We start from the raw sequence: 24,401 nt of genomic DNA on the forward strand, positions 1-24,401 counted from the left end.
TCGTGTCTGGCAGTAAAAATTATCTATTATCTATCTTCTCGGGATATATATCATGTTGAAACAGTCTTTCTTTAGCCATTTGTTCAAAATATGTCCCAGGTTTTCCGTAATTACAATACGGGTCAATCGAAATTCCACCGCGTGGGGTGAACTTGGCCCATACTTCTATATATCTTGGCTCCATTAATTTAATTAAGTCTTTCATAATAAGATTTGCACAATCTTCATGAAAACCTGGATGGTTTCTGAAACTGAACATATAGAGCTTTAACGATTTGCTTTCTACCATTTTCACATCAGGAATATATGATATATATATGGTAGCAAAGTCCGGTTGGCCAGTGATTGGACAAAGGCTAGTGAATTCAGGAATATTAAATTTAACAAAATAATCATTGCTTTGATGTTGATTCTCAAATGTTTCTAAAACGTCCGGATCATATTCGTAGTTATATTTCGTATGTTGATTTCCAAGTAAAGTTATATTGTTTTCACCGTTAACTGGCATGTTTCATTCCCCTTTTAATGTACTTCCGAAATATTTGGTTCATATATGTTGAACTTAATGACAACTTGTCTAATTCCGCCCGCAACAATTAACTGCATCAATACTTTCGCTACCCATTGACCTAGTATGGCATAAGGTACTAATTCCCACGGGACAAATTGAAGGCCGAGTGGACCGATACCGATGATCACAAATAAACTAGAGTCTAAAAATCCGGCTACAACGCCTGAGAATAATACTCTCTTTACAAAAGGTAATTTAAAGCGTGTGTAAATTTCAGTATCTGCTGTTTCTGAAACAATAAAACTAAGCGTACTTGCAAAGACGACCCATAGTTGATCTCCTAAAGAATAACTTGTAAGAGCTGATAATAAGAGTGCGACTCCAATCAATATGTAGGTTTGATGTCTTCCAAATCTATTTTGGACCATATCTCTCATAACAAGTGTCAATCCAATAAACAAGGTACCGTAAGGAATAATTAATGGACCGAGTTCAAGTGGTGCAAATCGTGCTGTAATTACGTTGGCAAGAATGATGGATAATAAATAAATCGCAATTCGGATCATGAGACGTGTTCCCCTTGTAAGTATTTCGCTAGTCCATCATTTCTTAGCTTACAAGCAGGGCATTCATGGCAACCATCGGCAATCACACCGTTATAGCAAGTTAACGTGTTTTCTCTTACATACTCCAGTCGATTCATTTGATCCGCTAATTCCCAAACTTGCGCTTTGTCTTTCCACATTAAAGGCGTGAGCAAATCAAATTGATAGTCCATTGCTAAATTTAATGTTGTATTTAAAGAACGAATAAACGTATCCCGACAATCAGGATATCCACTGAAATCTGTTTCGCTTACACCCGTAATAATTGCATTTGCCCCAACAGTTTTAGCATAGATTGCTGCAAACGAAAGAAATATATGATTCCGCCCTTCTACAAACGTATTGGGTACTCTTCCTTCTTCTGCTTCAATTTGCATGTCGTTTCTGGTCAAGGCATTCGAAGTTAATTGATTGAGAACGTCCATCTCAATTAATTTTTGTTTAACTCCTAAGTCTTTCGCGATTTTTGTAGCACAATCAACTTCTAACTTATGTCTTTGTCCATACAAAAACGTGACGGTTTCTACTTCGTCGAATTCTCCCATTGCCCATAACAGGCAAGTGGTAGAATCCTGTCCGCCACTAAATACTATAACTGCTTTACTCACTCTACATTCCTCCATAGTTTTGTTTTTAGAGGGGATGGTTACGAACCCTCTGTAATAATCTTAGAATCCTAACTAAATATAGCTAAGACACGTATGATTATTAGTAGTTAAAATATACACTGGAATTGTACTTATCACAAGTAGATTGAGGATTCTGGCTATTACTGGTATATTTAATGACACCTGATACAGATGTAGCTATATTACTATTTCATAACATTTTGTATGAATGCAATAAAAAGGACACTGGTTTACAAGTAGGAAATTGATTTTTCGCTATACGTGTATACTAGAAAGGCATATGTATGATAATGATGTCAGCGGGACGACAGCGCTATTTCTTTCCGATTAATTCAATAGGAGATACCAGTGCCACCATCCGTAATCGCTCGGGGGTACATGGTTAGTTGCATTAGAAGCAGCAGATAAATAATGAGTTAGAAATCAATTCGGACTAGGGATGAATTAACAAAAAACTTTTCAGAACGGAGTGTGCTCCATGTATGAATTAAAAACAAACGAAACCGATAGTAGTGTCATCGAATTTATTGAGAACATCGATCAACTTAAAAAACGTGAAGATGCTTTTACATTAGTAGATATCTTTACTGAAACAACGGGATATAAAGCAAAAATGTGGGGGCCTAGTATTATAGGGTTTGGAAAATATCATTACAAATACAGTTCTGGCCATGAAGGAGATGCGCCAATCGTTGGTTTTTCTCCACGAAGAGCGAAAATCAGTTTATATTTAACACTTGGAAATGAACAGCGTGAAAAATTATTGAAAGATTTCGGGAAATACACAACAGGTACATCGTGTATATACATCAACAAAGTAGCGGATATAGAAATAGAGATATTAAAGAGCTTAATAGAACAATCTGCATTCTTTATAAAAGAGCTCTATCCAAATCAAGAATAACTAGGTAGTGGCGTATTTGTAATAGGTGTCATTGCCATTGTTAAGACATGTTGTTTTACAAGAGAACGGGAAAGGTGGAAGATTTCCTTGACGATAGATGAAATGAGAAATGATTTATCGATCAAAGGGAGAAATGGGATCTCATTTCTCCTGTCTGCCAGTGTAATTTGGGTAATCATTACCGTTATATTTGTGCAGTCGATCGAAATTACTCAGAAAAATATATGGATGCTTTTTTCGACAGGTTTGATGTTTCCGCTCTCAGTTGGTATTTCACATGTGTTAAAGGCCGATTGGAAATATAAACATAATGCTTTAGGAAGTCTAGGGTTATATTTGAATCTAGCACAGATTATCTATTTTCCAATCCTTTTTTGGAGCATGTTACAAAGCCCACATAATGCAATGATGATCTTTGCCATTATTACAGGGGCCCACTTTTTCGCGTATGGATGGTTGTATAATGCAAAACCTTATTATATCGCGGCTCCGGTTATTGCGATAAGCATAATGTTTTTAGGTCTGTATACAAATGTAGACAATCTATGGCTGATCTCTTTTTCTATGGTAGGGTTTTTATTGATATTGACTATTACACTTAATATGGACTATAGAAAGACAGTGAAGCGAGTGTGAGTTGTGTTTATGGAAGTAATATCCCACGCTTTATTGAAAATCTATATTTTTTCAGTAAAGCAACATATTCTGAATGCCCGGATGTTAGAGAATATGAAAAGACAGTTCCAATTTTGGAACTGTCTTTTTACTCAGAAATTATTGTGGATGTCATAGATTTAATTACTTTAGTTACGGGCAAATCCCTTGTACTTTGTTTAATAAATTATCCAGGCTATGGCTGCTTTTTACAACGCTTGGATGTGTAAATCCTAAAAATCCGGCCTTCTTATACATTACTATTCTTTTTACTTCAATTCTAAATAACAGAAATTTTCTTTGGGCAGTTTTCATCATATGTATTCCTCCGCAATATATATATTACGCTTCAAATCATGTAGCTGTTTTCTTGCTAGTATGGAAGCAACTTTCTTATCATATACAACAAGAAATGAAAAGTATGTCGCATTTTGACTGACTTTTATATTGTTGTTGAATTGTGACATGAATGTGTATATTGATTGATAATTCAATCGTAAAGGAAGAAATTAAAACTCTCTGAATCGGGACTAATATACATTTGCCATCACAAATAAGTACTGAAGATATAAACTATTGTGTTCTATAAAGCTACGGATTACTTTTTAATGAGAAAGAGGGGGCTGAACTAATTGCGGCTTTATCAAAACATAGAAGTTTTTAAATGTGACCAAGGAATACTATATGTAATTACTTAACTGTAATTGGATAAAAATCAATTTACAAAATCGGTGATTCAGAGTGAAAATAGATAAATAAAAAGAGATTGCCTTGAAAAATTTAAGGCAATCTCTTTTGCGTTTTAATAACCGATTGTCGAATCGGTCTCCCAATCATGCCGAGTAGCTTGTCTGTGCTGTTTCTGCAGCTGGCGGATCCGTTCTTCGTATTGAATGTTCGCCTCATAATGGTAGGTGAGTGCAATCGACATATATAATTCGTTCAGTTGTGATACCGAAAGGCCTTTTGTTTGCTTCGCTATTGCCTCAACTTGTTCTGTAGACAATATCTTTTTACGATCCAGTTTTTCCATGTATAGCTTACGAACTGCTTGTTTCGGAGATTTGATTTCATATGTGCTGTCAAAGCGGCCTGCTCGGTTGATCAGGGCAGGGTCGATACGTTCGGGGTAATTGGTCGTCCCGATGATGAATAAGCCGTCACGGACATGCACACCATCCAGGATGTTCAGAAATGTGCTTCTCATATGTTCCGGCATGGAGTCGATATCTTCAATTACGAGAATGGCGGGTGCCAGGCGTTCGACTGTATTGAACACTTCCTGTACCGAATGACTCCCTGTGAATTCCGTAATTTGCCAATAGACGACAGGTGCGTCGGTTGTACCGGTGATAGAACGAACGAGCGTCGTTTTGCCGTTACCGGGAGATCCATACAGCAAAATCCCTCGTTTATACGGCAGACCGTATTCTTTAAAGAAGGCGCCGCCATCTCGGAAGAATTCATCTATAGAACGGAATAGATCGTTTTTCAAATTTTCATCTAGTAGGACGTCACTACGCTCAATTTGTGTGCCAGCGCCATATGTCTTTTTTTCTATGCCTTCTTCGGTGTCCACTAAATACGTAATATTCGTTTTCATCGCTTCCCGCTGTAGTTGATTCAATGCTTCGATGAAATTTTTCGCGTGAGTGGCAGATGGAGCGAATACAGTGTGTTCCGACCAAGTGGAACCTGTTGCGACATAATAGCTGATGTTTGCGATAGCGATTTGATGTTCTGGAAAGAAAAGTAACTGATTGTCGATTGTTTCAGTGTCTTGTAGAGAAAACGCAGTAGTAGATTCGTCTTGCTGGATCTTTTGTGTCGGTAATGTGGCGTATATATGACTTAATGATTCGTAAGGCAATTGTTTGCGATGAATCAACTCAGGGAGCATGGTTTCTGTGTAAGAAGCGAATTCATCTACTTGGATAATTTTCCAATCTGCTGGTGAACGTCGCTGCAGTGAGTCTAGAATTGCTTCAATAACAACGCCATAATATTGATAATGTGTCAGCTTTTCGTACTGTGCTGACTGAAGTGGAATTAAAAAAGATGGTTTCATTAATAGAACACTCTCCTTATAAATAAGTAAATCCTCCTTTTAAAGGAGGATCTATGATAATTATTTGGTTTTGATTTTACCTGACCACTGTTTAAATCCACCGCGTAGCTGATAGATTTCTGTACAACCTTTTTTCTTCAAGAATAACGCAGCACGGCCTGTACGGCTTGTGTTTTGATCATAAAGATATATAGGTTTATCGGGTCGGATTTCCTTATAGCGTTGTGAAAACTGCGTAAATGGAATATTACGCGCACCTAAAATATGTCCAGCATCGAAATCTTTTGGTTCGCGCACATCGATCAATTGTGCTTTGCGATATCCTTTAATAAACTCTTCTTGCGTCAGACTGGTCAATGCTTTTCCGACCCGTATGTATGTAATGACGAAATACAAAATGATCGCGAGCACAGCTGCTCCCAAAATATAATAACTCAAAAAAACTTCCCCCTTTATCAATATCTCTATTATAAAGATTATGTGGCATCAGTTCAATCCTAATGATAAAATGAAATGCGTTATTGTTTTTTTCATTGACGATTTCCTATACTATAAGTGGAGTATTAAAGACGAGGGAGAATAGATTATGACAAAAGCAGTATGGCATTATGTAGACTCTGGAAAATGTAGTCCTTCCTTCAATATGGCGCTGGATGAAGCGCTTCTTGACTTACATAGCAGAGGAGAAATCGGACCCGTTCTACGCTTTTATGAGTGGGAACCCGCTACTTTATCCATCGGGTATTTCCAACGTATTGAAAAAGATATTGATATGGAGAAAGTACAAGAATTGGGACTCGGATTTGTCCGTAGACCAACAGGGGGTCGTGGTGTCCTGCATGAACATGAGCTTACATACAGTGTAATTGTTAGCGAGCAGTATCCCAATATGCCAGAAACCGTAACAGAAGCATACCGTGTGATTTCTGGTGGATTGCTGCAAGGATTCCGTAATCTTGGACTTCAGGCGGAGTTCTCGATTCCAGATAAAGACATCACGGAGCAATTACGAAGCCCGAAGAGCGGTGTTTGTTTTGATGCACCGAGCTGGTATGAACTCGTCGTCGAAGGAAAGAAGGTTGCTGGCAGTGCGCAAACACGTCAAAAAGGCGTGATATTACAACACGGAGCAATTTTGATGAGCTTGGATGTCGATAAATTAACATCTATTTTCACGTATTCATCACCTGCACTGAAAGAACGTGTACGTAGAACGTTGCCAGATCGCGCAATTGCGATTGACCGATTGACGGATCGAAAGATTTCAGTGGAGGAATGCAAACAAGCCTTTTCCAAAGGATTTGAAACGTCACTCGATATTGTATTGGAACCGCTAGAATTAACACCTGAACAGCTCGCTTTGGTTCATCAGATTGAGAAAGAGAAATATGCGAATAATGACTGGAATTTTAAAAAATAAAATTGGTCCTTTCGTTTTATTTTTTTTGTCAAAAAGTCGCGATATCAATGATTTACTGTTTTGGAAGAGTAAATGTCGATTGATATAATATTCAATATGTAGTAGATTATTTAATAAGACAAACACTATATATAGTGTTTGTAGCGTTATGAGGAGGATGTTACATGGTTACGATGTCGAAGCAAGGCGAACCGATGCTCGATAAACAACAGTTGAATGAGGATATTGCGCAGTTCCCTCAAGTTCACCCGGTTACGGAGGATATGAAGCTAACTCATAGTGGAGTATCTCGTCTAGTAATGATCGATCGGTATTCATTTAAAGATATGGAAAAGAAGACACTGAAAGAGGGCGATTTTGTCGTTCTAACAGTGAGAGAAGATCCAAAGTTCCCCGCTCGAGGGTTAGGGTATATTATGACCCTTGATACAGAGAACGGAAAAGCAGATATCTGGATCGAACCAGAATATCGTTCATCAATTGACGATATGGACGAGCAGCAAAAAGGTATTATCACACGTCCCCTTGATGTGTTAGAGAAGCCACTCGAAGTGTTTTACGAGCAAATTGCGAAACGTAATGCGACCGGACTTGCTTCTGTTGAAAAGACGGAAGATCGAAGAACGCAGTCGTATAACATGTTCTATGATCAGTTGAAGGCATTAAACTTCATTCCGGCTGGTCGTGTGCTGTATGGCGCAGGATCGGATACGGATGTCACATTCTTTAACTGTTATGTGATGCCGTTTGTACCCGATTCCCGTGAAGGGATTTCCGATCACCGTAAGCAAGTGATGGAGATCATGAGTCGTGGTGGCGGTGTAGGAACGAACGGTTCGACATTGCGTCCACGCAACACATTGGCGCGTGGTGTCAACGGTAAGTCATCCGGATCGGTTTCCTGGTTGGATGATATTGCGAAGTTGACTCATTTAGTTGAGCAGGGCGGATCAAGACGTGGTAAAAAGAAGTGCCTCGTCTATAAATAAACCTCGTGAATTGCTGGGATATCTTTATCGCTTAACATCCAATAAATTTAATAGGGGTGTTACTAGTGAAAAAATATGATGCTAAAGTTGAACAGAAGTGTCAAGTTTGTGGACTCGTATTCACACATAACAAGCAAGGAAGATTCACATCGCATCTTTTATCAAATCATTACTTAAGTTTAGATGAATATTTATTAATCCATTTCTATGATGAGAATATTTTAAAGTGTTCTTACCAGTTTTGTGATAAGTTGGTTCAATTACGAAGGGGTGTTCCGAAAAAATACTGCAGTAGGTCATGTGGTGGAAAAGGATTACCTTTAGAATGCCATATATGTTTTAAGAAGTTTGAGGCATCAAATAGAAAAACAAAAACATGCGGTCCGAAATGTGCCAAAATCTTAAAATCCAACAGCATAATTGACTGGCATAAAACTATGACCGCTGAAGATAAATTGAAGCATTTTGAAAAAAATAATTTCTAAAACGGCAAAAACTCGTAAGAAAAATGGAACACCATCATGGAATAGTGGAAAGACTGGCATCTATACAGAAGAGACAATTGAAAAAATCAGAGCAGCTACTCTAAGACAATTAGAAAACCATTCATTTCAAAAAACAAAAATTGAGAAATTGATGGATGCGTATCTGATATCTTTGAAAGTGAATTATAAATATTCATTTATTCTAGATAAAAGACAATTTGATTTTTTCTTAAGAGATTATAATTTGATTATTGAATGCGATGGGGACTACTGGCATACAAATCCTAAATTTTATCCAAGACCTGCAATCTGGCAATTAGAAAGAATTCAAATTGATTTGCTTAAAGATCAAATTGCTAGAAGAAATGGATATGAGATAAAACGTTTTTGGGAAGATGACATTCTGAATAATTTTGAAATAGTGAAAGACATCATAAATGACTTGTTGGCTACAACGTGACTGGAAACGGTGAGCGTGAATGCTTGAAAACAACAAGTGGTTAAAGACAATCAGCAGCCAAGCCTCTAAAGCGAATGTTATGAGGAAGGTTCAACGACCATCGAAAGCATGCAAACAGCATAAGCGAGTAGAGTAGGGTTCAAGCGAACTCGAAGTGCGAGGACACCCCTAGAAGGTGTAAGATATGGTCTGAACTCTATGGTGACATAGAGAGTTGATGTAGCGTATCAACGTAACATAATGGCTCAAATGATCATGTTATCAAACTGGCACCCGGACATTTATGAATTCATCATCTCCAAAATGCAGAATCCGCGAATTTTGCGCTATTTGATCGAAAACACAGAAGATGAAATGATTAAAAAGCTGGCCAATGAGAAATTGAATTTCAAACCTTTGACAGCACAAGAAGAAGCGATGTATCAAGGCATCACAAACTATAAACAAATCCCAGGTCAAGGTGGTTTTAACGCAGCGATCATCCGTGACGCTGAGCTGAAGCTTCAGGATGGTGGAACGTACACCGTTCATAATTCGGAATTCCTGACAGGAGCGAATATTTCCGTAACCTTAACGGATGATTTCATGAAAGCGGTGGAAGAAGACGCCGATTACGACTTACGTTTCCCGGCAGTCGAAAATTACTCACCTGAACAAATGAAGTATTATAACGAACAGTGGCATGAAGTTGGCGACGTACGCGAATGGGAACGTCAAGGTCATGAAGTTCGTGTTTATCGTACGATCAAAGCCCGCGCACTATGGGATTTAATTAATATCTGTGCTACGTATTCAGCGGAACCAGGCATTTTCTTCATTGATAATGCGAATGACGACACGAATGCGAAAGCGTACGGACAGCAAGTTGTAGCAACGAATCCGTGTGGTGAAGTTCGCCTCACGTTAAAAATTGCGGGATGAAGCGGGAAAGCTGAGAAATAGTATGGTTAAAATAAAACTAAATTGACGAGGGGCTTATGGAAAAAACATGTAAAACTTGTGGTGTTACTAAATCTGTTAATGAATTCGAAAAAAGAGTAGATAGCAGAGATGGATATAGACAACAATGCAAAGTATGTAAAAAGAAACATTCAACTTATTCTAAAGCTAAGTGGGCTGAAAACGATCATATTTCTTTTTGGAGGGTTAGATCTTACAGCTTTAACAATGCAAAAGGAAGAAAAACGGGAATTGCTGCAAAGGTAATTATTAACTCTGAGCCTGTTTCTGGAATGGAACTGAAGTTACTTTATGATACTGATCCTTGTTGCCATTATTGCAGGGTACCCCTAAGTAGAGAAAATATTGTTTTTGACCATAAGCAACCACTTTCAAGAGAAGGGAAACATGAAATTAATAATATTGCTATTTCCTGCGGTGATTGTAATAATTTAAAAGGAATTAGAAATATGGAAGAGTTTCAAAAATTTCTTCTTGATTATATAAGTCGATTTTGAAGTTAATTATACTTGCCAATCCGAACCGAAGGCTAGAAGTAAATTTTTAGTCAGGGGCAACGCATACCTGGTGATCCTGATTGATATTAATCAGACTATAATCCAGGCACGAGACCGCAACACTGCATAAAAAACAGTGAAAATGTATGCTGAACTTACAGGAAGACAACTGTAAGAACTAGAGGATAAAAAGCCTTTAGGATAACAACTGGAACAACCACTTGCACCATATTCTGTCTGTAATTTAGCTGCTGTCAATCTTGCTGAGATGGCAGACAAAAATACGAAGACGGTTAACTTTGAAAAGTTGAGAGAGACGGTACGGACTGGTGTACGTATGCAAGATAATGTCATTGATGCTACACCGTACTTCCTTGAAGAAAATAAAGTACAAGCTCTTGGTGAACGCCGTGTAGGTCTAGGCGTTATGGGACTTGCAGATCTTCACATCTACTGTGAAAAAGAATACGGATCGCCTGAAGGGAATCAATTAGTGGATGAAGTATTTGAAGCCATTGCAACAACTGCTTACCGCGAGTCGATTGAATTGGCGAAAGAAAAAGGAAGTTTCCCGTTCCTAATTGGTAAAACGGATGAAGAAACGAAAGCATTACGTCATGCTTTCATTAATTCTGGCTTTATGAAGCGCATGCCAGAAGATATCCGCGAAGCGATTGTGGAACACGGAATCAGGAACTCCCATTTATTGACAGTTGCACCAACTGGATCCACTGGAACCATGGTAGGAGTTTCAACCGGATTAGAACCTTATTTCTCATTCACATACTACCGTAGTGGACGTCTGGGTAAATTCATTGAAGTAAAAGCAGCGATTGTAGAAGAGTATTTGCAGGCTAATCCTGATGCAGATCCGGACAACTTGCCTGAGTGGTTTATATCTTCAATGGAATTAGCGCCGGAAGCACATGCGGATGTGCAATGTATCATTCAGCGCTGGATCGACAGCTCTATCTCTAAAACGGTTAACGCGCCGCGTGGCTATACAGTGGAGCAAGTTGAGAGCGTCTATGAGAGATTGTATAAAGGCGGGGCAAAAGGCGGTACAGTATACGTCGACGGAAGCCGTGATGCACAAGTATTGACTCTGAAAGCGGAAGATAATATTCCCGACACAGAAGAAGTAGTCGAAGTGACAGAACAGCCGAAAGTCGTGCTCGTCAATACCATCCAAGCATTGCGATCTACTAACGTTACGATCGGTTCAGAAGTGGGCGACACATGCCCGGTTTGCCGACAAGGTACAGTAGAAGAAATCGGTGGATGTAATACGTGTACGAATTGCCAAGCGCAATTGAAGTGTGGACTATAATTATATAGTAGGAAAACTCCCGAATGCTCATAGATGCATTCGGGGTTTTTGTGTATAAAAATGTAATGTTTGTCAACTCTTTAGCTTAAAATGTAAAGTAGTATTAATAAGTTGAATTATTTTAAAAATCTATGTTGATATAATTTTCAAACTATTATATACTAAATTAAAAATCGTTTGATTCATTCGTAATCATTCAGACAACTACATTAAAAGACGAGAAAGAAGGGGTTTCATGCTGACATTTTTATCATCTATCGTCTTGCTAATTATTGGTTACCTAACGTATTCGAAAGTGGTTGAAAAGGTATTCGTGATTGATGATGCAAGAAAAACACCCGCTTATACACAGGCTGACGGGATGGATTATGTGCCGATGAGCTGGTGGAAAGGTTGGTTGATTCAATTATTGAACATCGCAGGTTTAGGTCCGATATTCGGCGCGATTGCAGGTGCATTATATGGACCGGTTGCATTCATTTGGATCGTGTTCGGTAGTATTTTTGCAGGAGCCGTCCATGATTATTTTTCTGGAATGTTATCCTTAAAACACGGCGGTGCGCAATTTCCTAAAATTGTAGGGGAGTATTTGGGCGATATCGCTAGACGTTTCATCAATGTGATTTCCGTTGTACTAATGGTTCTAGTGGCGGCTGCCTTTACTGCTGGGCCAGCCCAACTTATTTCATCCATTACACCGCTTTCATTTATTGTGTCTCTTATTATGATATTTGGTTACTTTGTGTTAGCGGCTATTTTACCAATCAATAAAATCATTGGTCGTTTATATCCTGTGTTTGGAGTGGTTTTGATTGTTATGGCAGTTGGAATCGGTGGCGCGTTATTATTTGGACCTGAGAAAATTCCGAATTTAACGTTGCAGAACTTACACCCTGGAGAATTACCTATTTGGCCATTGCTGATGGTGACGATCTCTTGTGGAGCGATTTCTGGTTTCCACTGTACGCAAAGTCCAATTGTTTCTAGAACGATGAAAAAAGAATCAGAAGGCCGTAAAGTGTTTTACGGCGCAATGATTGCAGAAGGCGTCATTGCGATGGTCTGGGCTGCGGCTGGAATGACATTCTTTGGCGGTACGGCAGGACTACAAGGTGCTCTCGCTGCGGGTGGTCCTGCAGGTGCTGTAAATGAAATATCGAGCACGTTGCTTGGTTCATTCGGCGGAATGTTAGCTATTTTAGGTGTGATTATTTTGCCAATTACAACGGGCGATACTGCTCTTCGTTCGGCGCGTATGATTTTCACGGAAGCGACATCGAAATGGTTGAACCCTAGTAAAAAATGGGTCATTCTGGCTACAACATTGCTGTTAGGTGTACCGATGTTCTATCTATCGACCATTGATTATTCGTTCTTGTGGCGTTATGTTGGCGGGACGAATCAATTAGTAGCTGCCGTCATGCTTTGGACGGCTACATCTTTCTTAATTAGAGAAAAACGAGCACATTGGATTGCAGGAATTCCTGCAATGTTCATGACTGCAGTCGTCGTGACATACTGGATGTATGCTCCTGAAGGTCTACATCTTGATTACGCTGTATCGGTTGGCACAGGAATTGTAGTATCAGGTGCCATTGGAGTGTTTTACTTGTTGAAGGTTATTCAAGCGAAACAAGTTCCGGTGATTGTAAGCGAACAATAAAAAGAAAGGGCTCATTTAGCGAATGTGCTAAGGGCTCTTTTTACTCTCATCTAGTTTTTGTATAAAAGTAAGAGCCTCGAACACGTGTGAAAACACATTCGAGGCTCTTTGTTTACTGTTATGAAAGAAGAGGTTTCGGCTCTTTCGCTTCGTCAGTTTCTACTGCAATTTGAGGGTTCAACACACCTACTCCGTGTTCTTCCACTTCCAATAACTTTTCGAAAGAAGCAATGGCCACTTCTACTTGCTTGTCGTCTGGCTCTTTTGTTGTCAGTAATTGCAACCAAAGTCCAGGGTAGCCTAGATAACGAAGTACCGGTACGTTGCGCACTGCGTTCGTTAACTGCAATACTTCAAATGACACGCCGAGGACTACAGGAATCAATAGAATACGATTAAGGACGCGCAACCACAGTGGATCAGTTGGCACTAAGAAGTAAATGAACATCCCGACGATCACCGTAAACAAAATGAAACTACTACCACAACGATAATGCAGTCGAGATTGTGACTGTACGTTTTCTACTGTCATTTCCATATTACTCTCGTAGTTATTGATGACTTTATGCTCAGCACCGTGATATTGGAAAACGCGTTTGATCAGCGGCGTCATGGAAATTAACCCAATATACGTTAGCAACAAGAACAGCTTAAAGAAGCTTTCGATCATAATTTGTGCTGTTTTGCTAGGTGCTACGGATTGGAATAACTCTGCTAAGAAAACAGGAACGAGTGTAAAGACGAACTTACCAAAAATAAATGATAGCACTCCGACAGCCGCCACTCCAAGAATCATTACGAGTTTCGACGTCTCTTCTTCTTTTGCATGTTCCTCTTCTTCACCAGGCATCACGTCGTAGCGATCACTCGCAAACGTTAAATGCTTAGAACCATTACCGGCCGATTCAATTAATGCGACGATGCCGCGGATTAAAGGGATCTTTTTTAATTTAGTGCGTACAGGATGTGATTCTCTCGGTACATGGTAGTACTCGATCGAATCATCTTTCCGGCGAATTGCTGTTACCGTATCTTTCTTTCCACCGAACATTACACCTTCTATAAGTGCTTGACCTCCGTATGCTGGAGGAGTTTTCTGTTGGCTCATAACATACCCACGCTTTCTGTCGTAAGAAACGATATTCCTATTGTACTAAAAAAAGTGAAGTTGCACCATTGAGATGTTTAAAAATGTGCAAATAACCCGACACTGGAATGGGAGGTATTGTTATGAAAATTACTACAACGCATGTCTGGACAGCTATTATGGCTGCGGTACTATCTATAATTTCACTGAAATTCCTACAAGTTTTTAAATTTATAAAGTGGTCGCCGATTGGCTGGACAAAAAAACTTCATATGTTTACGACGTTTCCTGGTTGGTTCAAGTGGGTGCTATTAGGGGTGATCTGCTTTTTGCTGTTCTTTATCCTGTACTTTATTGCGCGTTTGACGTTTAAGGTACCACCGACTCTATCTTCACTGATCGTCACAATCATCGTGATTATATTCATTGAATGGATGATCCACGTTAAAGCGGATTTGACGATGACACAATTCATTAAAAAAATATCGATACCATTTGCTTGTCTGTTCGCGATGATCTTCCGTTTTGTCATTGGAACCTCTGTCTACATGAAAAAAACGTTCGGCTAGAACAGTATTAGTATGTCCTGCTAACTCATTGTGCTAGAATAGGAAGAAAAATGAGTGGGAGAGGATTATAATGGAACTGTTGCTCTTAAATGGTCCAAACTTAAACCGGCTAGGCAAAAGAGAACCGGATATTTACGGTGCAGAGACACTTGCGGATATAGAAGACCGAATTCAGCGTATGGCAAATGAATCAGACATCACGCTCTCATGCTTTCAATCCAATATAGAAGGCGAGCTTATCAACTACATTCATGATGCAGGAGATCGGGAAATTGATGGGATCATCTTTAATCCAGGCGCATTTACACACTACAGCATTGCGCTTCGTGACGCGATCGCTTCTATTTCCGTTCCGGTAATTGAAGTCCATATCTCAAACATACATACTCGCGAAGAGTTCCGACACACGTCTGTCATTGCGCCTGTAGCGGCAGGACAGCTTTGTGGTTTTGGAACAGCGGGCTACGATCTCGCCTTCCAAGCGTTTTTGTTAAAACGAGAGGAGAGACCATCTTGAAAATAGAGAAATTAAGAAAATTATTGAAAGAACAGCAACTCGATGCATTAGTCATCACAAATCCTTACAATCGTCGCTATATGACGAACTTCACGGGATCTGCAGGGGCCGCGATTGTTTCGCAAGATGATGCAGTGTTCATTACCGATTTCCGTTACATGGGGCAGGCCAATGACCAACTGTCTGGCTATCGTATTGTCCAGCACACAGGCACGATGATTCAGGAAGTTGCGAATCAAGTGAAAGAAATGAAGATCGTGACACTTGGCTTTGAAAAAGAAGATCTTAGCTACAGCCAGTTTGAAGTGTATAACGAACATGTAAAAGTAAAACTAGTGCCTGTCGCTGGTTTAATAGAGAAGCTGCGTTTAATCAAGACACCGGAAGAAATCACAGTATTAAAGCAAGCGGCAGCAATCGCAGACGCGGCATTCGTCTATATTTGTTCGGTCATTCAAGCGGGTAAAACGGAGTTGGAAATCGCCAATGAATTGGAATTTTTCATGCGAAAACAAGGCGCGACTTCCTCTTCATTTGACATAATTGTCGCTTCTGGTGAAAGAGGGGCTTTACCACATGGGGTAGCATCTGATAAAGTGATTGAGACTGGTGATTTAGTTACAATGGATTACGGAGCCCTCTATAATGGGTATATCTCTGATATTACGAGAACAGTTGCGATCGGCGAGCCTTCAGCTAAACTTCGTGAAATCTATGAAGTCACGTTACGCGCCCAAGAACTGGGTGTAGAACAGATTAAGCCCGGCATGACAGGAATCGAAGCCGACGCAATTACACGCGACTATATCAAGTCTAAAGGCTATGGTGAAGCATTCGGACATTCAACAGGTCATGGGATCGGCATGGAAGTTCACGAAGCTCCAGCCTTATCGTTCCGCTCTAAAACAGTGCTAGAACCGAATATGGCAGTAACAGTGGAACCGGGAATCTATCTTCCTGGAATAGGCGGCGTGCGTATTGAAGATGATATACTGATCACAGAAACAGGTAATGAACGTTTGACAAAGTCTACTAAAGAACTGCTTATTTTATAATCGCTTAAAATTGGAGGAATACGAATGATTTCAGTAAACGAATTTCGTACAGGACTAACAATCGAAGTTGATGGTGACATTTGGCGTGTAATGGATTTCCAACACGTAAAACCAGGTAAAGGTGCAGCATTCGTTCGTTCGAAACTGCGTAATCTTCGCTCAGGAAACGTCAATGAAAAGACATTCCGTGCGGGAGAAAAAGTAGAGAAAGCACAAATTGACAACCGTAAAATGCAGTATTTATATGCTGACGGAGATATGCACGTATTTATGGATAACGAATCATACGAGCAGATCGAACTATCTGAAAAGCAACTTGAATATGAACTGAAGTTCTTGAAAGAGAACATGGAAGTTCATGTGATCACGTATAAAGAAGAAGTACTGGGCGTTGAATTGCCAGTAACAGTTACGCTTGAAGTAGCTGAAACAGAGCCTGGGATTAAAGGTGACACAGCTAGTGGCGGTTCTAAGCCAGCTAAGATGGAAACTGGCGTTGTCGTACAGGTGCCATTCTTTGTTAACCAAGGTGACATGTTGATCATCAACACAGAAGAAGCGGAATACGTTTCCCGCGCATAATGAAATACGTATCAAGGGTGTCCCGGTAATGGGACATCTTTTTTTGCGTGGAATTAAGTTTAAGATCAAAAGCACATTCTTTAGACAAAGTAAGATAGTGGAGAGTACGAGGGGATTGAAGCGCCAGTTGGGGACGCTTTCCTTGGGAGCACATTTTTGCACTTGAAATCCCCACACCAACACAAACTCCTTCCTAGCTCTTTCAATCCACAATGTCCTCTATACTTTTAAATTTTGCATATCTCCGACCCAAGCTTCATAGAGTGGACTATGGAGGAGGCGTAGCGGGATGGAACTGAATGATTTATTGCGCATCGCCGGCGTCGGATTGGTGATAGGGGTACTTCACGTGTTCTTCGAGCAAACAGGCAAGAAGGAGTTCTCATTTTTCCTATTTTTCTTAGCATACCTGTACATCTCGATCGAGTTGCTGATGTTCCTTAGAATATTCTTCACAGAGATCACGGAATTCTTTAGCTGGCTATCCATGGCGATGTAAATGGCAATTCTCTTTCAATTATTTGTCGTGTATCTCTTGCTGCTTTTGCTTTCATTTGCTGCACCTGCCCTGCATCCCATTCTGTATACCGCACTATTCTTACTGGTCACGGTGTATGTATTGTTCACGGTCCTTGTACCTTTCGGGTCGACATTGTTAGCGTTGACGGATAAGTTACCGTCGCCTTATGCGACACTACTAGTGGTGAGTGCAGGTCTGTATTATGTAGCGGAGGTTCTGTCGCTTCAGATGAAAGACGAGGGGTACGGGGCATACGGGCAGCTGTTTCAGACCAGCATGAAAGTAGTCATCATGACATTGTGGCTGCCGTATATCACGCAATTGATCGAGACGATTCACGCGTTCATTCCCTGGTGAACGAATCCTAACATTAATGAATGGACGAGGCATCTATGCTGAATTTTCTGCAGGAAAGTATTGCGGGTATCATCGGACCATTTTTCTTGTTGCTCATTATGTTGCTCATTGCTTCTCTTGTCGATTTCTTTCTTCCAGCGTTTCAAAAGTGGACGAGGTTTCTGTTGCTCATCCTCATTTTAGTGTTGTTAATTGAACCGGCTAGGGAAAGTTTCGAACAGATCCAAGTCATCACACATACGATTGCTTCTTTATTCCTTGGAATGTACCCGTTAATTGCCGCGATGATTTTGGCATCCGGTGCAACGTTTGGCGTCTTGAATTTCCAACCCGCTATGTTGTTATTTGCGCAAGGGGCTGTCGTTTTTGCAGATAAGTTCCTGTTGCCAGTGCTATTGACGGCGCTATTGTTTGACATCTTTACGCGGTTGGTGCCGGAAATTGCCTTCACGAGAATGGCGGATTTATTGCGTACGTCATTGCTTGCGTTTGTTTCTGCCATGGTTGCAGCGTATTCCATTTTCATTACAGCGGGTGGTGCGTTGTCTTGGACGATGAACGGAGCTTTGAATGAGCCGTTAAAAGAGCTGATTAAGAATAATATTCCTGTCATCGGTTCATTGTTGACCGATACGCTTGGGTCGATCGGCCGTTATTCTTCCGGTGCCACGGCTTATATGAGTATTTGGCTGCTCGTATCCATCTGGACCGTTGCGCTATTGCCGGCGGTTAGGATTCTATGTATTGCCTTTTTATTCAGGTGGACGGCGGCAATCATTGAACCGTTTTCGCAAAAGGAAGTATGCGGGTTACTGGACGATATTGGCCGTACGTTGTTTGTGTTATGCGCCATTTCGTTTTTGCTGACATTCGCTTTCATTTATACGACGATTTTCATTGTGACGTTCATTAAACTCATGACGTTCGGGAAATGAGGCGAGTGTATGGAAGTATTTTTATTGGGGCTGGCAAATTTGGTAGTCCTTGCTCTAATTATTCAATTGCTAGCGAGCTATGAGATGGAAAGACTGTTTATTCCTTTGTGTAAAGTAGCGATTGGCATATGGATTTTGCAATATATTCTACAATTCGCGAGTCATAAGTTACTGTGACGCTACATATTATGCAAATGTAGAATTCGTTTTAGTCAATTCACGTTGAGATGGTGATGGAACTATGGAAAAGCCCACAGGGAAACCCCGATTGATCATGATCGGTTTGATGGTTATGGTGTTTAGCATTTTATACATCACCAGTACGGCGAATGTAGGAGGGGAGAAACAGAAAAAAGAAGAGAAGCGCATGTTGTCAACACTTGAAGAAACACTTGAACAAATGGAAGGGTTAGGAAATGTGAAGGTTTATTTTCATTACGATGAAAAGGAAGAAGAGAGCCCATTAGCCAATTATTTCTCCGCTTCATCCGCTGGGAAAAGCCAATCACCTTTGCAGGGGTTGCTCGTCGTAGCGGAAGGAGCAGAAGATCCGGCTGTGCGAAACGGACTTTCACAACTCCTAGCTAACGTCCTACAATTGCCTGAACATCGTATCGTCATCGTGGAAATGAAGAAAAGGGGGAATCAACATGAAAGCCAATAAACGAACAGTTTGGTTTTTAACATTACTCAGTCTAGTCGCAGTGATTTCAATCTACTACGTGAAGAAGGAAGCACCGATGCCGTTTGACGGAATTGCGATCTTCACGAAAGAAACAAAGGACGCAACGAATCTACTCGAAAAGGAAGGCAAGTCGGAGGAAGTGAAGCCGGTCTTTGCTGAATCGTATATTTTCCAGGATATGCGTATGGAAGTGCGTAACGAACGCAGTGAGACGGTGCAACAGTTGACAGAAAAAATGACTTCTTCTGATTTCTCCGCTGAAGAGAAAAATGAAATTTTTAATGAAATTGCTGATTTACGAAAAGTAAGTTCCACAGAAGCGTTAATGGAGATGCAAATCGCAGCACTTGGTTACCCTGAGGTGTTTGTACGTGGAGATGGCGATCGTGTCAACGTCACTGTGTTATCGAATGAAAGCCACTCACCGAAAATGGCGGATGAAATAACACAGTATGTCATGTCGAGTTGGGAAGGCGCTCAAACTGTCAAAGTAGATTTTGCAGAAACAAAAGAATAACGATAAAAGGAAGTCCATGTGGCTTCCTTTTTTCACGTAGAAAAAATTAAACGTAGGAATAGTTATAGGATTTCATTCATATTTTACGCTAATGGGTAAACCTGATAATACTTGAGGGTAACACATTGGCGTTTTTTTGAATAAATTGTCACAAAATTTGCAAACAAACGGTATCTTTCAAGAATAATAGAATAATTTGTGTCTTTGCTATTCCATATTTACTGTAAAACGACTATCATAGAATATGGTAGCAAGAAAAATTAGTTAGGAGAATCAGATATGTTGAAAATTCAAGAAATCAGAGAAATTATTAAGCTAATCGATCAATCATCCATCCAGAAGTTCTCATTGGAATCAGATGGTGGCAAGATTAAACTAGAGAAAAATGACGGACAGGCCGTGACAACGGTTACAGAAACACCACAAACACCACAAGCAGCACCGACTCCAGTCCAAGCGCCAGCTCCAGCAGCACCTGCGGCGGTAGCAGCTCCAGCTCCAACAGCGGCACCAGAAGCTCCAGCAGCTGAAGTGGTGACTGACGAAACACTACACAAAATTACTTCCCCTATGGTTGGAACATATTATAAGGCTTCATCACCGGACGCAGAAGCATACGTTAAAAAAGGTGATAAAGTGACAGCTGAATCCATCGTTTGTATCGTAGAAGCAATGAAACTATTCAACGAAATTGAATCAGAAGTGAATGGTGAAATCGTTGAAATCTTAGTACAAGACGGTCAACTTGTGGAATACGGACAGCCTTTATTCCTTGTTAGAGAAAACTAAGGGGGAGTATCTAATGAAAAAAGTATTAATTGCAAATCGTGGAGAAATTGCCGTACGGATTATTCGTGCGTGTAAAGAAATGGGTATTAAAACTGTAGCTGTCTATTCTGAAGCAGATGCAGAGGCGCTACACGTTCAACTAGCAGACGAAGCAGTTTGCATCGGACCACGTCTATCGACTGACAGTTATCTGAACTTCTCAAACGTCATCAGTGCTGCAAAAGCAACTGACTGTGACGGGATCCATCCTGGTTATGGTTTCCTTGCAGAGAACGCGAGCTTCGCAGAACTTTGTGAAGAAGTAAATATTGAATTTATCGGACCAACTGCAGCGGCCATTTCCAAAATGGGTACAAAAGATGTTGCGCGTAATACAATGGCGTCTGCAGGAGTTCCGATCGTTCCTGGTTCTGACGGCATTGTAGATGACGCAGACCATGCACTTGAAATTGCAAAAGAACTTGGATTCCCCGTGATCATCAAAGCAACAGCTGGTGGTGGTGGTAAAGGGATTCGGGTAGCGCGTGATGAAGACGAGCTAGTTAAAGGCGTTAAAATCACTCAAAAAGAAGCGGCTGCGGCATTCGGTAACCCAGGCGTCTATATTGAGAAATATATCGAAGTATTCCGTCACGTAGAAGTTCAAGTGCTTGCGGACAAGTATGGCAACGCGATTCACTTAGGTGAGCGTGATTGTTCTATACAGCGCCGTATGCAAAAACTTGTCGAGGAAGCTCCATCTCCTGCGTTGAGTCCTGAGCTACGCTCGGAAATGGGTGAAGCGGCTGTTAAAGCGGCTAAAGCTTGTAACTATCGTGGTGCAGGTACTGTAGAATTCATTTTTGATCATATTAATCAAAAGTTCTACTTCATGGAAATGAATACACGAATTCAAGTGGAACATCCTGTAACAGAAATGATTACAGGGATCGATTTGATTCAACAACAGCTAAAAGTAGCAGCAGGCGAAGAATTAGCGTTTAAACAAGAAGATATTCAATTCAATGGCTGGTCTATTGAATGCCGGATCAACGCAGAAAATCCGGATAAGAATTTCATGCCATCACCCGGTAAAGTGACAATGTATCTGCCTCCAGGCGGCTTTGGCGTACGTGTTGACTCAGCAGTGTACCCTGGCTATACGATTCCACCGTTTTACGACTCAATGGTCGCAAAGCTGATCGTTCATGCGGATACGCGTGAGCAAGCGGTCGCTCGGATGAAACGTGCATTGGATGAGTTCGTAGTGGAAGGCGTCCATACAACGATTCCTTTCCATGCGAACTTAATGGACGACGAAATATTCCAGTCTGGTGATTTTGATACAAAGTTCTTAGAAAAGTACGATGTCATGAAATAATTGGAGGTGAAGTGTAATGGCTGATAAAACAAATGCATCGTTTGTCGGAATGACACCGTCTGGAGATGCTGCACTCGGACGAGTCCAACTCGCACCTGAAGTACTCGAAGTCATCATTGGCATCGCCACGTCAGAAGTAAACGGAGTGATTGCTACCCAAGGGAATTTCGCTTCAGGTGTTGCGGAGAAGTTGGGAAAAGTGATGTACGGAAAAGGTGTAAAAACCGAATGGACAGACGAAGGACTAAAAATCGATGTGTATTGCATTATCGAGTATGGCCATTCCATCCCTACGATTGCGGCGAAGATTCAGAACGAAATTCGCCAAGCGATTTTGAATATGACTTCGCTTCAAACACATGAAGTGAATGTTCACATAACGGGCATTCATTTCGAAGACTGAGCGGGTCTTATTGAATGAGCGTATAACCGAAGACAAACCTTTTAGTAGGTTTGTTTTCGGTTTTTTTGTTGGGTAACTTCGAGAAATACGTTAAGACCATTAGAGATGGGGCGGGCATTGAGCGGTTACAATCGGTGATAGAGCCATTCGCGTAAAGTTATGAGCGGTTGTGGACATTGGTAGAGCGGTTAGCGGTGACTATAGAGCGGAAGCGCATGGAATATGAGCGCTTAGACGAATGAATGAGCGAAACCTACTTCAGTTCTAAGCAGTTATCTACGACAAGCACTTCAAACTGCAACAAAAGTTGATCAACAGTGCTAAGTCGTATCGGAAAGTGTCAGCGTGGAACGTCATTCAACGGTGCATCCATCCTTACCAGCTATCAACTACTCAAGTATTTATGAACATCTTGATCGAAAATGTAAACTGATGACATAAAATCGCTTGATTCCACTAGTTCTTTTCCTGCGTTTTGTGCTATCATTAGGTTTTGAAGATGAGCGGTAGAGGAGATAACAATTATGAAACGACGAGAAGCACGTGAAAAAGCAATTCAAACATTGTTTCAGCTGGATAATAGCGAGATGAACGTGGATGAAGCGATAGGTTATATTGTAGAAACCCCGCTTGATTCATTTTACGAACAACTAGTTCGAGGCACAGCGGAACACCTGACAGAAGTCGACAGTGAAATCACAAATAAATTGGAAAACTGGACCATCGATAGATTGCCGAAAATCGAAAGAACAGTATTACGATTAGCTGTCTATGAACTCCTTTATAACGAAGAAGTTCCGAACCGGGTCATCATGAACGAAGCGATTGAGCTATGCAAGACGTTTGGTGACGAGAAGTCAGGCCGTTTTGTTAATGGGGTACTTTCTAAATTCCAATAACCGAAATCGTCACTACTAGTAGCAAGCTTGAGCTCGATCAACTTTCATTACAAATAAAAAAAGTTTGGTGGGAAAATCATGTCTAGTAAAAAGATTGATGGAAAAGCAATAGGACAGGAAATCCGGAATGAATTAAAAGAAGAAGTAGCTTCTTTAGTCGCACAAGGGGTTCAACCTGGACTGGCTGTTATTTTAGTTGGGGAAAACCCAGCATCTGAAACGTATGTGAAAAACAAAGAGAAATCCAGCAAGGAAGCAGGTATGAAATCTGTGCTTACTAAATTGCCGGAAACAGTATCAGAAGAAGATCTTCTAGCTGAAGTGGAGAAACTCAACCAAGATGATACGATCGATGGTATTTTGGTGCAATTGCCATTACCGAAACATATTGATGAAAACAAAGTGATCCGCGCGATCAGCCCCGAAAAAGATGTCGATGGATTCCATCCGATGAATGTAGGGAAAATGCTGATCGGTCAAGAAACATTCTTACCATGTACACCATACGGTATTATGCAGTTACTTGAGCGTTCCAATGTAGATATTGCGGGCAAGCACGCGGTGATTATCGGTAGAAGTAATATCGTAGGGAAACCGATGGGCCAACTTTTATTACAAAAAGATGCAACGGTGACGTATTGTCATTCCCGTACGGAAGATTTGAAGAAATTCACACAACAAGCAGATATTTTAATCGTTGCAATTGGTATAGCTAAATTCATTACGGGTGACTACATAAAAGAAGATGCAGTAGTTATTGATGTCGGTATGAACCGTGATGAAAATGGTAAGCTATGTGGAGATGTTGATTATGAATCAGCTGAGAAGCAGGCTAGTGCTATTACACCTGTACCAGGTGGAGTAGGTCCAATGACGATTACGATGCTATTGAAAAATACTGTCGAAAGTGCGGAGAATAAATTAAAGGCACGTATGCAAAATAAGTAATTC

Annotated in this window: 30 protein-coding genes and 3 pseudogenes; 26 read left to right on the forward strand and 7 right to left on the reverse strand. The window is 40.6% G+C overall.

Annotation, left to right across the window (positions count from 1 at the left end):
- Window positions 1-19: 19 nt before the first annotated feature.
- The 3 genes from queF to queC are packed head-to-tail and all read right to left on the reverse strand — an operon-like array spanning window position 20 to window position 1,739.
- Window positions 20-508 (reverse strand): preQ(1) synthase, encoded by a 489-nt coding sequence (queF, locus tag CSV80_RS01045; RefSeq protein ID WP_099669229.1) that lies wholly within the window; start codon window positions 506-508, stop codon window positions 20-22.
- 14 nt (window positions 509-522) lie between these two features.
- A complete protein-coding gene (locus CSV80_RS01050; protein WP_099669309.1) occupies window positions 523-1,074 on the reverse strand; it encodes a VUT family protein in 552 nt (183 codons plus the stop codon).
- The gene (gene queC, locus CSV80_RS01055) at window positions 1,074-1,739 is read right to left on the reverse strand and encodes a 7-cyano-7-deazaguanine synthase QueC (RefSeq protein ID WP_099669230.1); all 666 of its coding nucleotides are present in this window, start codon (window positions 1,737-1,739) and stop codon (window positions 1,074-1,076) included. Before queC ends, CSV80_RS01050 begins: the two co-directional genes overlap by 1 nt.
- A 484-nt stretch (window positions 1,740-2,223) precedes the next feature.
- On the opposite strand from queC, the gene CSV80_RS01060 reads away from it, so the two are divergent.
- The 3 genes from CSV80_RS01060 to CSV80_RS17720 all read left to right on the forward strand — a co-directional run bounded on the left by CSV80_RS01060 (window position 2,224) and on the right by CSV80_RS17720 (window position 3,533).
- Window positions 2,224-2,649 (forward strand): DUF1801 domain-containing protein, encoded by a 426-nt coding sequence (locus CSV80_RS01060; protein ID WP_099669231.1) that lies wholly within the window; start codon window positions 2,224-2,226, stop codon window positions 2,647-2,649.
- Window positions 2,650-2,736: 87 nt separating this feature from the next.
- Window positions 2,737-3,285, forward strand: a complete 549-nt coding sequence (locus tag CSV80_RS01065) for a DUF7010 family protein (protein WP_099669232.1) — start codon at window positions 2,737-2,739, stop codon at window positions 3,283-3,285.
- The gene (locus CSV80_RS17720; RefSeq protein ID WP_233208462.1) at window positions 3,282-3,533 is read left to right on the forward strand and encodes a hypothetical protein; all 252 of its coding nucleotides are present in this window, start codon (window positions 3,282-3,284) and stop codon (window positions 3,531-3,533) included. The genes CSV80_RS01065 and CSV80_RS17720 overlap by 4 nt, the downstream gene beginning before the upstream one ends.
- On the opposite strand, the gene CSV80_RS01070 is transcribed toward CSV80_RS17720, so the two are convergent.
- The 3 genes from CSV80_RS01070 to CSV80_RS01080 form a co-directional block, all read right to left on the reverse strand.
- Complete coding sequence (locus CSV80_RS01070; protein ID WP_099669233.1) at window positions 3,457-3,621, reverse strand: aspartyl-phosphate phosphatase Spo0E family protein; 165 nt, start codon at window positions 3,619-3,621, stop codon at window positions 3,457-3,459. The two genes, CSV80_RS17720 and CSV80_RS01070, sit on opposite strands and share 77 nt — an antisense overlap.
- Before the next feature lie 484 nt (window positions 3,622-4,105).
- Window positions 4,106-5,371 (reverse strand): ATP-binding protein, encoded by a 1,266-nt coding sequence (locus CSV80_RS01075; RefSeq protein WP_099669234.1) that lies wholly within the window; start codon window positions 5,369-5,371, stop codon window positions 4,106-4,108.
- Between the two features lie 60 nt (window positions 5,372-5,431).
- Complete coding sequence (locus tag CSV80_RS01080; RefSeq protein ID WP_369802795.1) at window positions 5,432-5,782, reverse strand: rhodanese-like domain-containing protein; 351 nt, start codon at window positions 5,780-5,782, stop codon at window positions 5,432-5,434.
- Window positions 5,783-5,957: 175 nt separating this feature from the next.
- Between CSV80_RS01080 and CSV80_RS01085 the strand changes: the two genes are divergently transcribed.
- The 8 genes and pseudogenes from CSV80_RS01085 (at window position 5,958) to CSV80_RS01120 (ending at window position 13,175) form a co-directional block, all read left to right on the forward strand.
- Window positions 5,958-6,791: a lipoate--protein ligase family protein gene (locus CSV80_RS01085; RefSeq protein WP_099669235.1), complete on the forward strand. Its 834-nt coding sequence runs from the start codon at window positions 5,958-5,960 to the stop codon at window positions 6,789-6,791.
- A 164-nt stretch (window positions 6,792-6,955) separates the two neighbouring features.
- Window positions 6,956-7,771 (forward strand): annotated as a pseudogene (locus CSV80_RS01090) (ribonucleotide reductase N-terminal alpha domain-containing protein); the annotation flags it as partial.
- Between the two features lie 74 nt (window positions 7,772-7,845).
- On the forward strand, window positions 7,846-8,265 hold the full coding sequence (locus tag CSV80_RS01095) for a hypothetical protein (protein ID WP_099669237.1): 420 nt from the start codon (window positions 7,846-7,848) through the stop codon (window positions 8,263-8,265).
- Entirely contained in the window at window positions 8,246-8,725 is a 480-nt protein-coding gene (locus CSV80_RS01100) for an endonuclease domain-containing protein (protein WP_099669238.1), read from the forward strand. Before CSV80_RS01095 ends, CSV80_RS01100 begins: the two co-directional genes overlap by 20 nt.
- A 252-nt stretch (window positions 8,726-8,977) precedes the next feature.
- A pseudogene (locus tag CSV80_RS01105) lies at window positions 8,978-9,616 on the forward strand (vitamin B12-dependent ribonucleotide reductase); the annotation flags it as partial.
- A gap of 86 nt (window positions 9,617-9,702) precedes the next feature.
- The gene (locus CSV80_RS01110) at window positions 9,703-10,182 is read left to right on the forward strand and encodes an HNH endonuclease (RefSeq protein WP_099669240.1); all 480 of its coding nucleotides are present in this window, start codon (window positions 9,703-9,705) and stop codon (window positions 10,180-10,182) included.
- A gap of 211 nt (window positions 10,183-10,393) precedes the next feature.
- Window positions 10,394-11,512, forward strand: a pseudogene (locus CSV80_RS01115) (vitamin B12-dependent ribonucleotide reductase); the annotation flags it as partial.
- 235 nt (window positions 11,513-11,747) lie between these two features.
- Entirely contained in the window at window positions 11,748-13,175 is a 1,428-nt protein-coding gene (locus CSV80_RS01120; protein ID WP_099669242.1) for a carbon starvation CstA family protein, read from the forward strand.
- 118 nt (window positions 13,176-13,293) lie between these two features.
- Here CSV80_RS01120 and CSV80_RS01125 read toward each other — a convergent pair whose 3' ends face one another.
- Window positions 13,294-14,283 carry a DUF1385 domain-containing protein gene (locus tag CSV80_RS01125; RefSeq protein ID WP_099669243.1) on the reverse strand — a complete coding sequence of 330 codons (990 nt, stop codon included), beginning with the start codon at window positions 14,281-14,283 and terminating at the stop codon, window positions 13,294-13,296.
- 122 nt (window positions 14,284-14,405) lie between these two features.
- On the opposite strand from CSV80_RS01125, the gene CSV80_RS01130 reads away from it, so the two are divergent.
- From CSV80_RS01130 to folD, 15 genes are all read left to right on the forward strand, one after another.
- Entirely contained in the window at window positions 14,406-14,831 is a 426-nt protein-coding gene (locus CSV80_RS01130) for a hypothetical protein (protein WP_029054548.1), read from the forward strand.
- A 70-nt stretch (window positions 14,832-14,901) separates the two neighbouring features.
- On the forward strand, window positions 14,902-15,348 hold the full coding sequence (gene aroQ, locus CSV80_RS01135) for a type II 3-dehydroquinate dehydratase (protein ID WP_099669244.1): 447 nt from the start codon (window positions 14,902-14,904) through the stop codon (window positions 15,346-15,348).
- The gene (locus tag CSV80_RS01140) at window positions 15,342-16,403 is read left to right on the forward strand and encodes a M24 family metallopeptidase (RefSeq protein ID WP_199083907.1); all 1,062 of its coding nucleotides are present in this window, start codon (window positions 15,342-15,344) and stop codon (window positions 16,401-16,403) included. Before aroQ ends, CSV80_RS01140 begins: the two co-directional genes overlap by 7 nt.
- 24 nt (window positions 16,404-16,427) lie before the next feature.
- Complete coding sequence (gene efp, locus CSV80_RS01145; RefSeq protein ID WP_029054551.1) at window positions 16,428-16,985, forward strand: elongation factor P; 558 nt, start codon at window positions 16,428-16,430, stop codon at window positions 16,983-16,985.
- A 289-nt stretch (window positions 16,986-17,274) separates the two neighbouring features.
- Window positions 17,275-17,484, forward strand: coding sequence for a hypothetical protein (locus CSV80_RS01150; RefSeq protein ID WP_029054553.1), 210 nt, complete (start codon window positions 17,275-17,277; stop codon window positions 17,482-17,484).
- The gene (locus tag CSV80_RS01155) at window positions 17,485-17,862 is read left to right on the forward strand and encodes a stage III sporulation AC/AD family protein (RefSeq protein ID WP_083030713.1); all 378 of its coding nucleotides are present in this window, start codon (window positions 17,485-17,487) and stop codon (window positions 17,860-17,862) included.
- Between the two features lie 35 nt (window positions 17,863-17,897).
- On the forward strand, window positions 17,898-18,797 hold the full coding sequence (locus tag CSV80_RS01160) for a stage III sporulation protein AE (protein WP_029054555.1): 900 nt from the start codon (window positions 17,898-17,900) through the stop codon (window positions 18,795-18,797).
- A 9-nt stretch (window positions 18,798-18,806) separates the two neighbouring features.
- Window positions 18,807-18,974, forward strand: a complete 168-nt coding sequence (locus CSV80_RS17440) for a hypothetical protein (RefSeq protein WP_155979529.1) — start codon at window positions 18,807-18,809, stop codon at window positions 18,972-18,974.
- 64 nt (window positions 18,975-19,038) lie between these two features.
- Entirely contained in the window at window positions 19,039-19,461 is a 423-nt protein-coding gene (locus CSV80_RS01165; RefSeq protein ID WP_029054556.1) for a hypothetical protein, read from the forward strand.
- Complete coding sequence (locus tag CSV80_RS01170; RefSeq protein ID WP_099669246.1) at window positions 19,448-19,999, forward strand: SpoIIIAH-like family protein; 552 nt, start codon at window positions 19,448-19,450, stop codon at window positions 19,997-19,999. The genes CSV80_RS01165 and CSV80_RS01170 overlap by 14 nt, the downstream gene beginning before the upstream one ends.
- 279 nt (window positions 20,000-20,278) lie before the next feature.
- Window positions 20,279-20,788, forward strand: coding sequence for an acetyl-CoA carboxylase biotin carboxyl carrier protein (gene accB / locus CSV80_RS01175; protein ID WP_099669247.1), 510 nt, complete (start codon window positions 20,279-20,281; stop codon window positions 20,786-20,788).
- 13 nt (window positions 20,789-20,801) lie between these two features.
- Entirely contained in the window at window positions 20,802-22,148 is a 1,347-nt protein-coding gene (gene accC, locus CSV80_RS01180) for an acetyl-CoA carboxylase biotin carboxylase subunit (protein ID WP_099669248.1), read from the forward strand.
- A gap of 16 nt (window positions 22,149-22,164) precedes the next feature.
- Window positions 22,165-22,551, forward strand: coding sequence for an Asp23/Gls24 family envelope stress response protein (locus tag CSV80_RS01185; RefSeq protein ID WP_099669249.1), 387 nt, complete (start codon window positions 22,165-22,167; stop codon window positions 22,549-22,551).
- Window positions 22,552-23,075: 524 nt separating this feature from the next.
- Complete coding sequence (gene nusB, locus CSV80_RS01190; RefSeq protein ID WP_029054561.1) at window positions 23,076-23,450, forward strand: transcription antitermination factor NusB; 375 nt, start codon at window positions 23,076-23,078, stop codon at window positions 23,448-23,450.
- Window positions 23,451-23,528: 78 nt separating this feature from the next.
- Window positions 23,529-24,398 (forward strand): bifunctional methylenetetrahydrofolate dehydrogenase/methenyltetrahydrofolate cyclohydrolase FolD, encoded by an 870-nt coding sequence (gene folD / locus CSV80_RS01195; protein WP_099669250.1) that lies wholly within the window; start codon window positions 23,529-23,531, stop codon window positions 24,396-24,398.
- Window positions 24,399-24,401 lie beyond the last annotated feature (3 nt).

It is taken from the genome of Sporosarcina sp. P12(2017), from assembly GCF_002743035.1.
Lineage (GTDB): Bacteria > Bacillota > Bacilli > Bacillales_A > Planococcaceae > Sporosarcina > Sporosarcina ureae.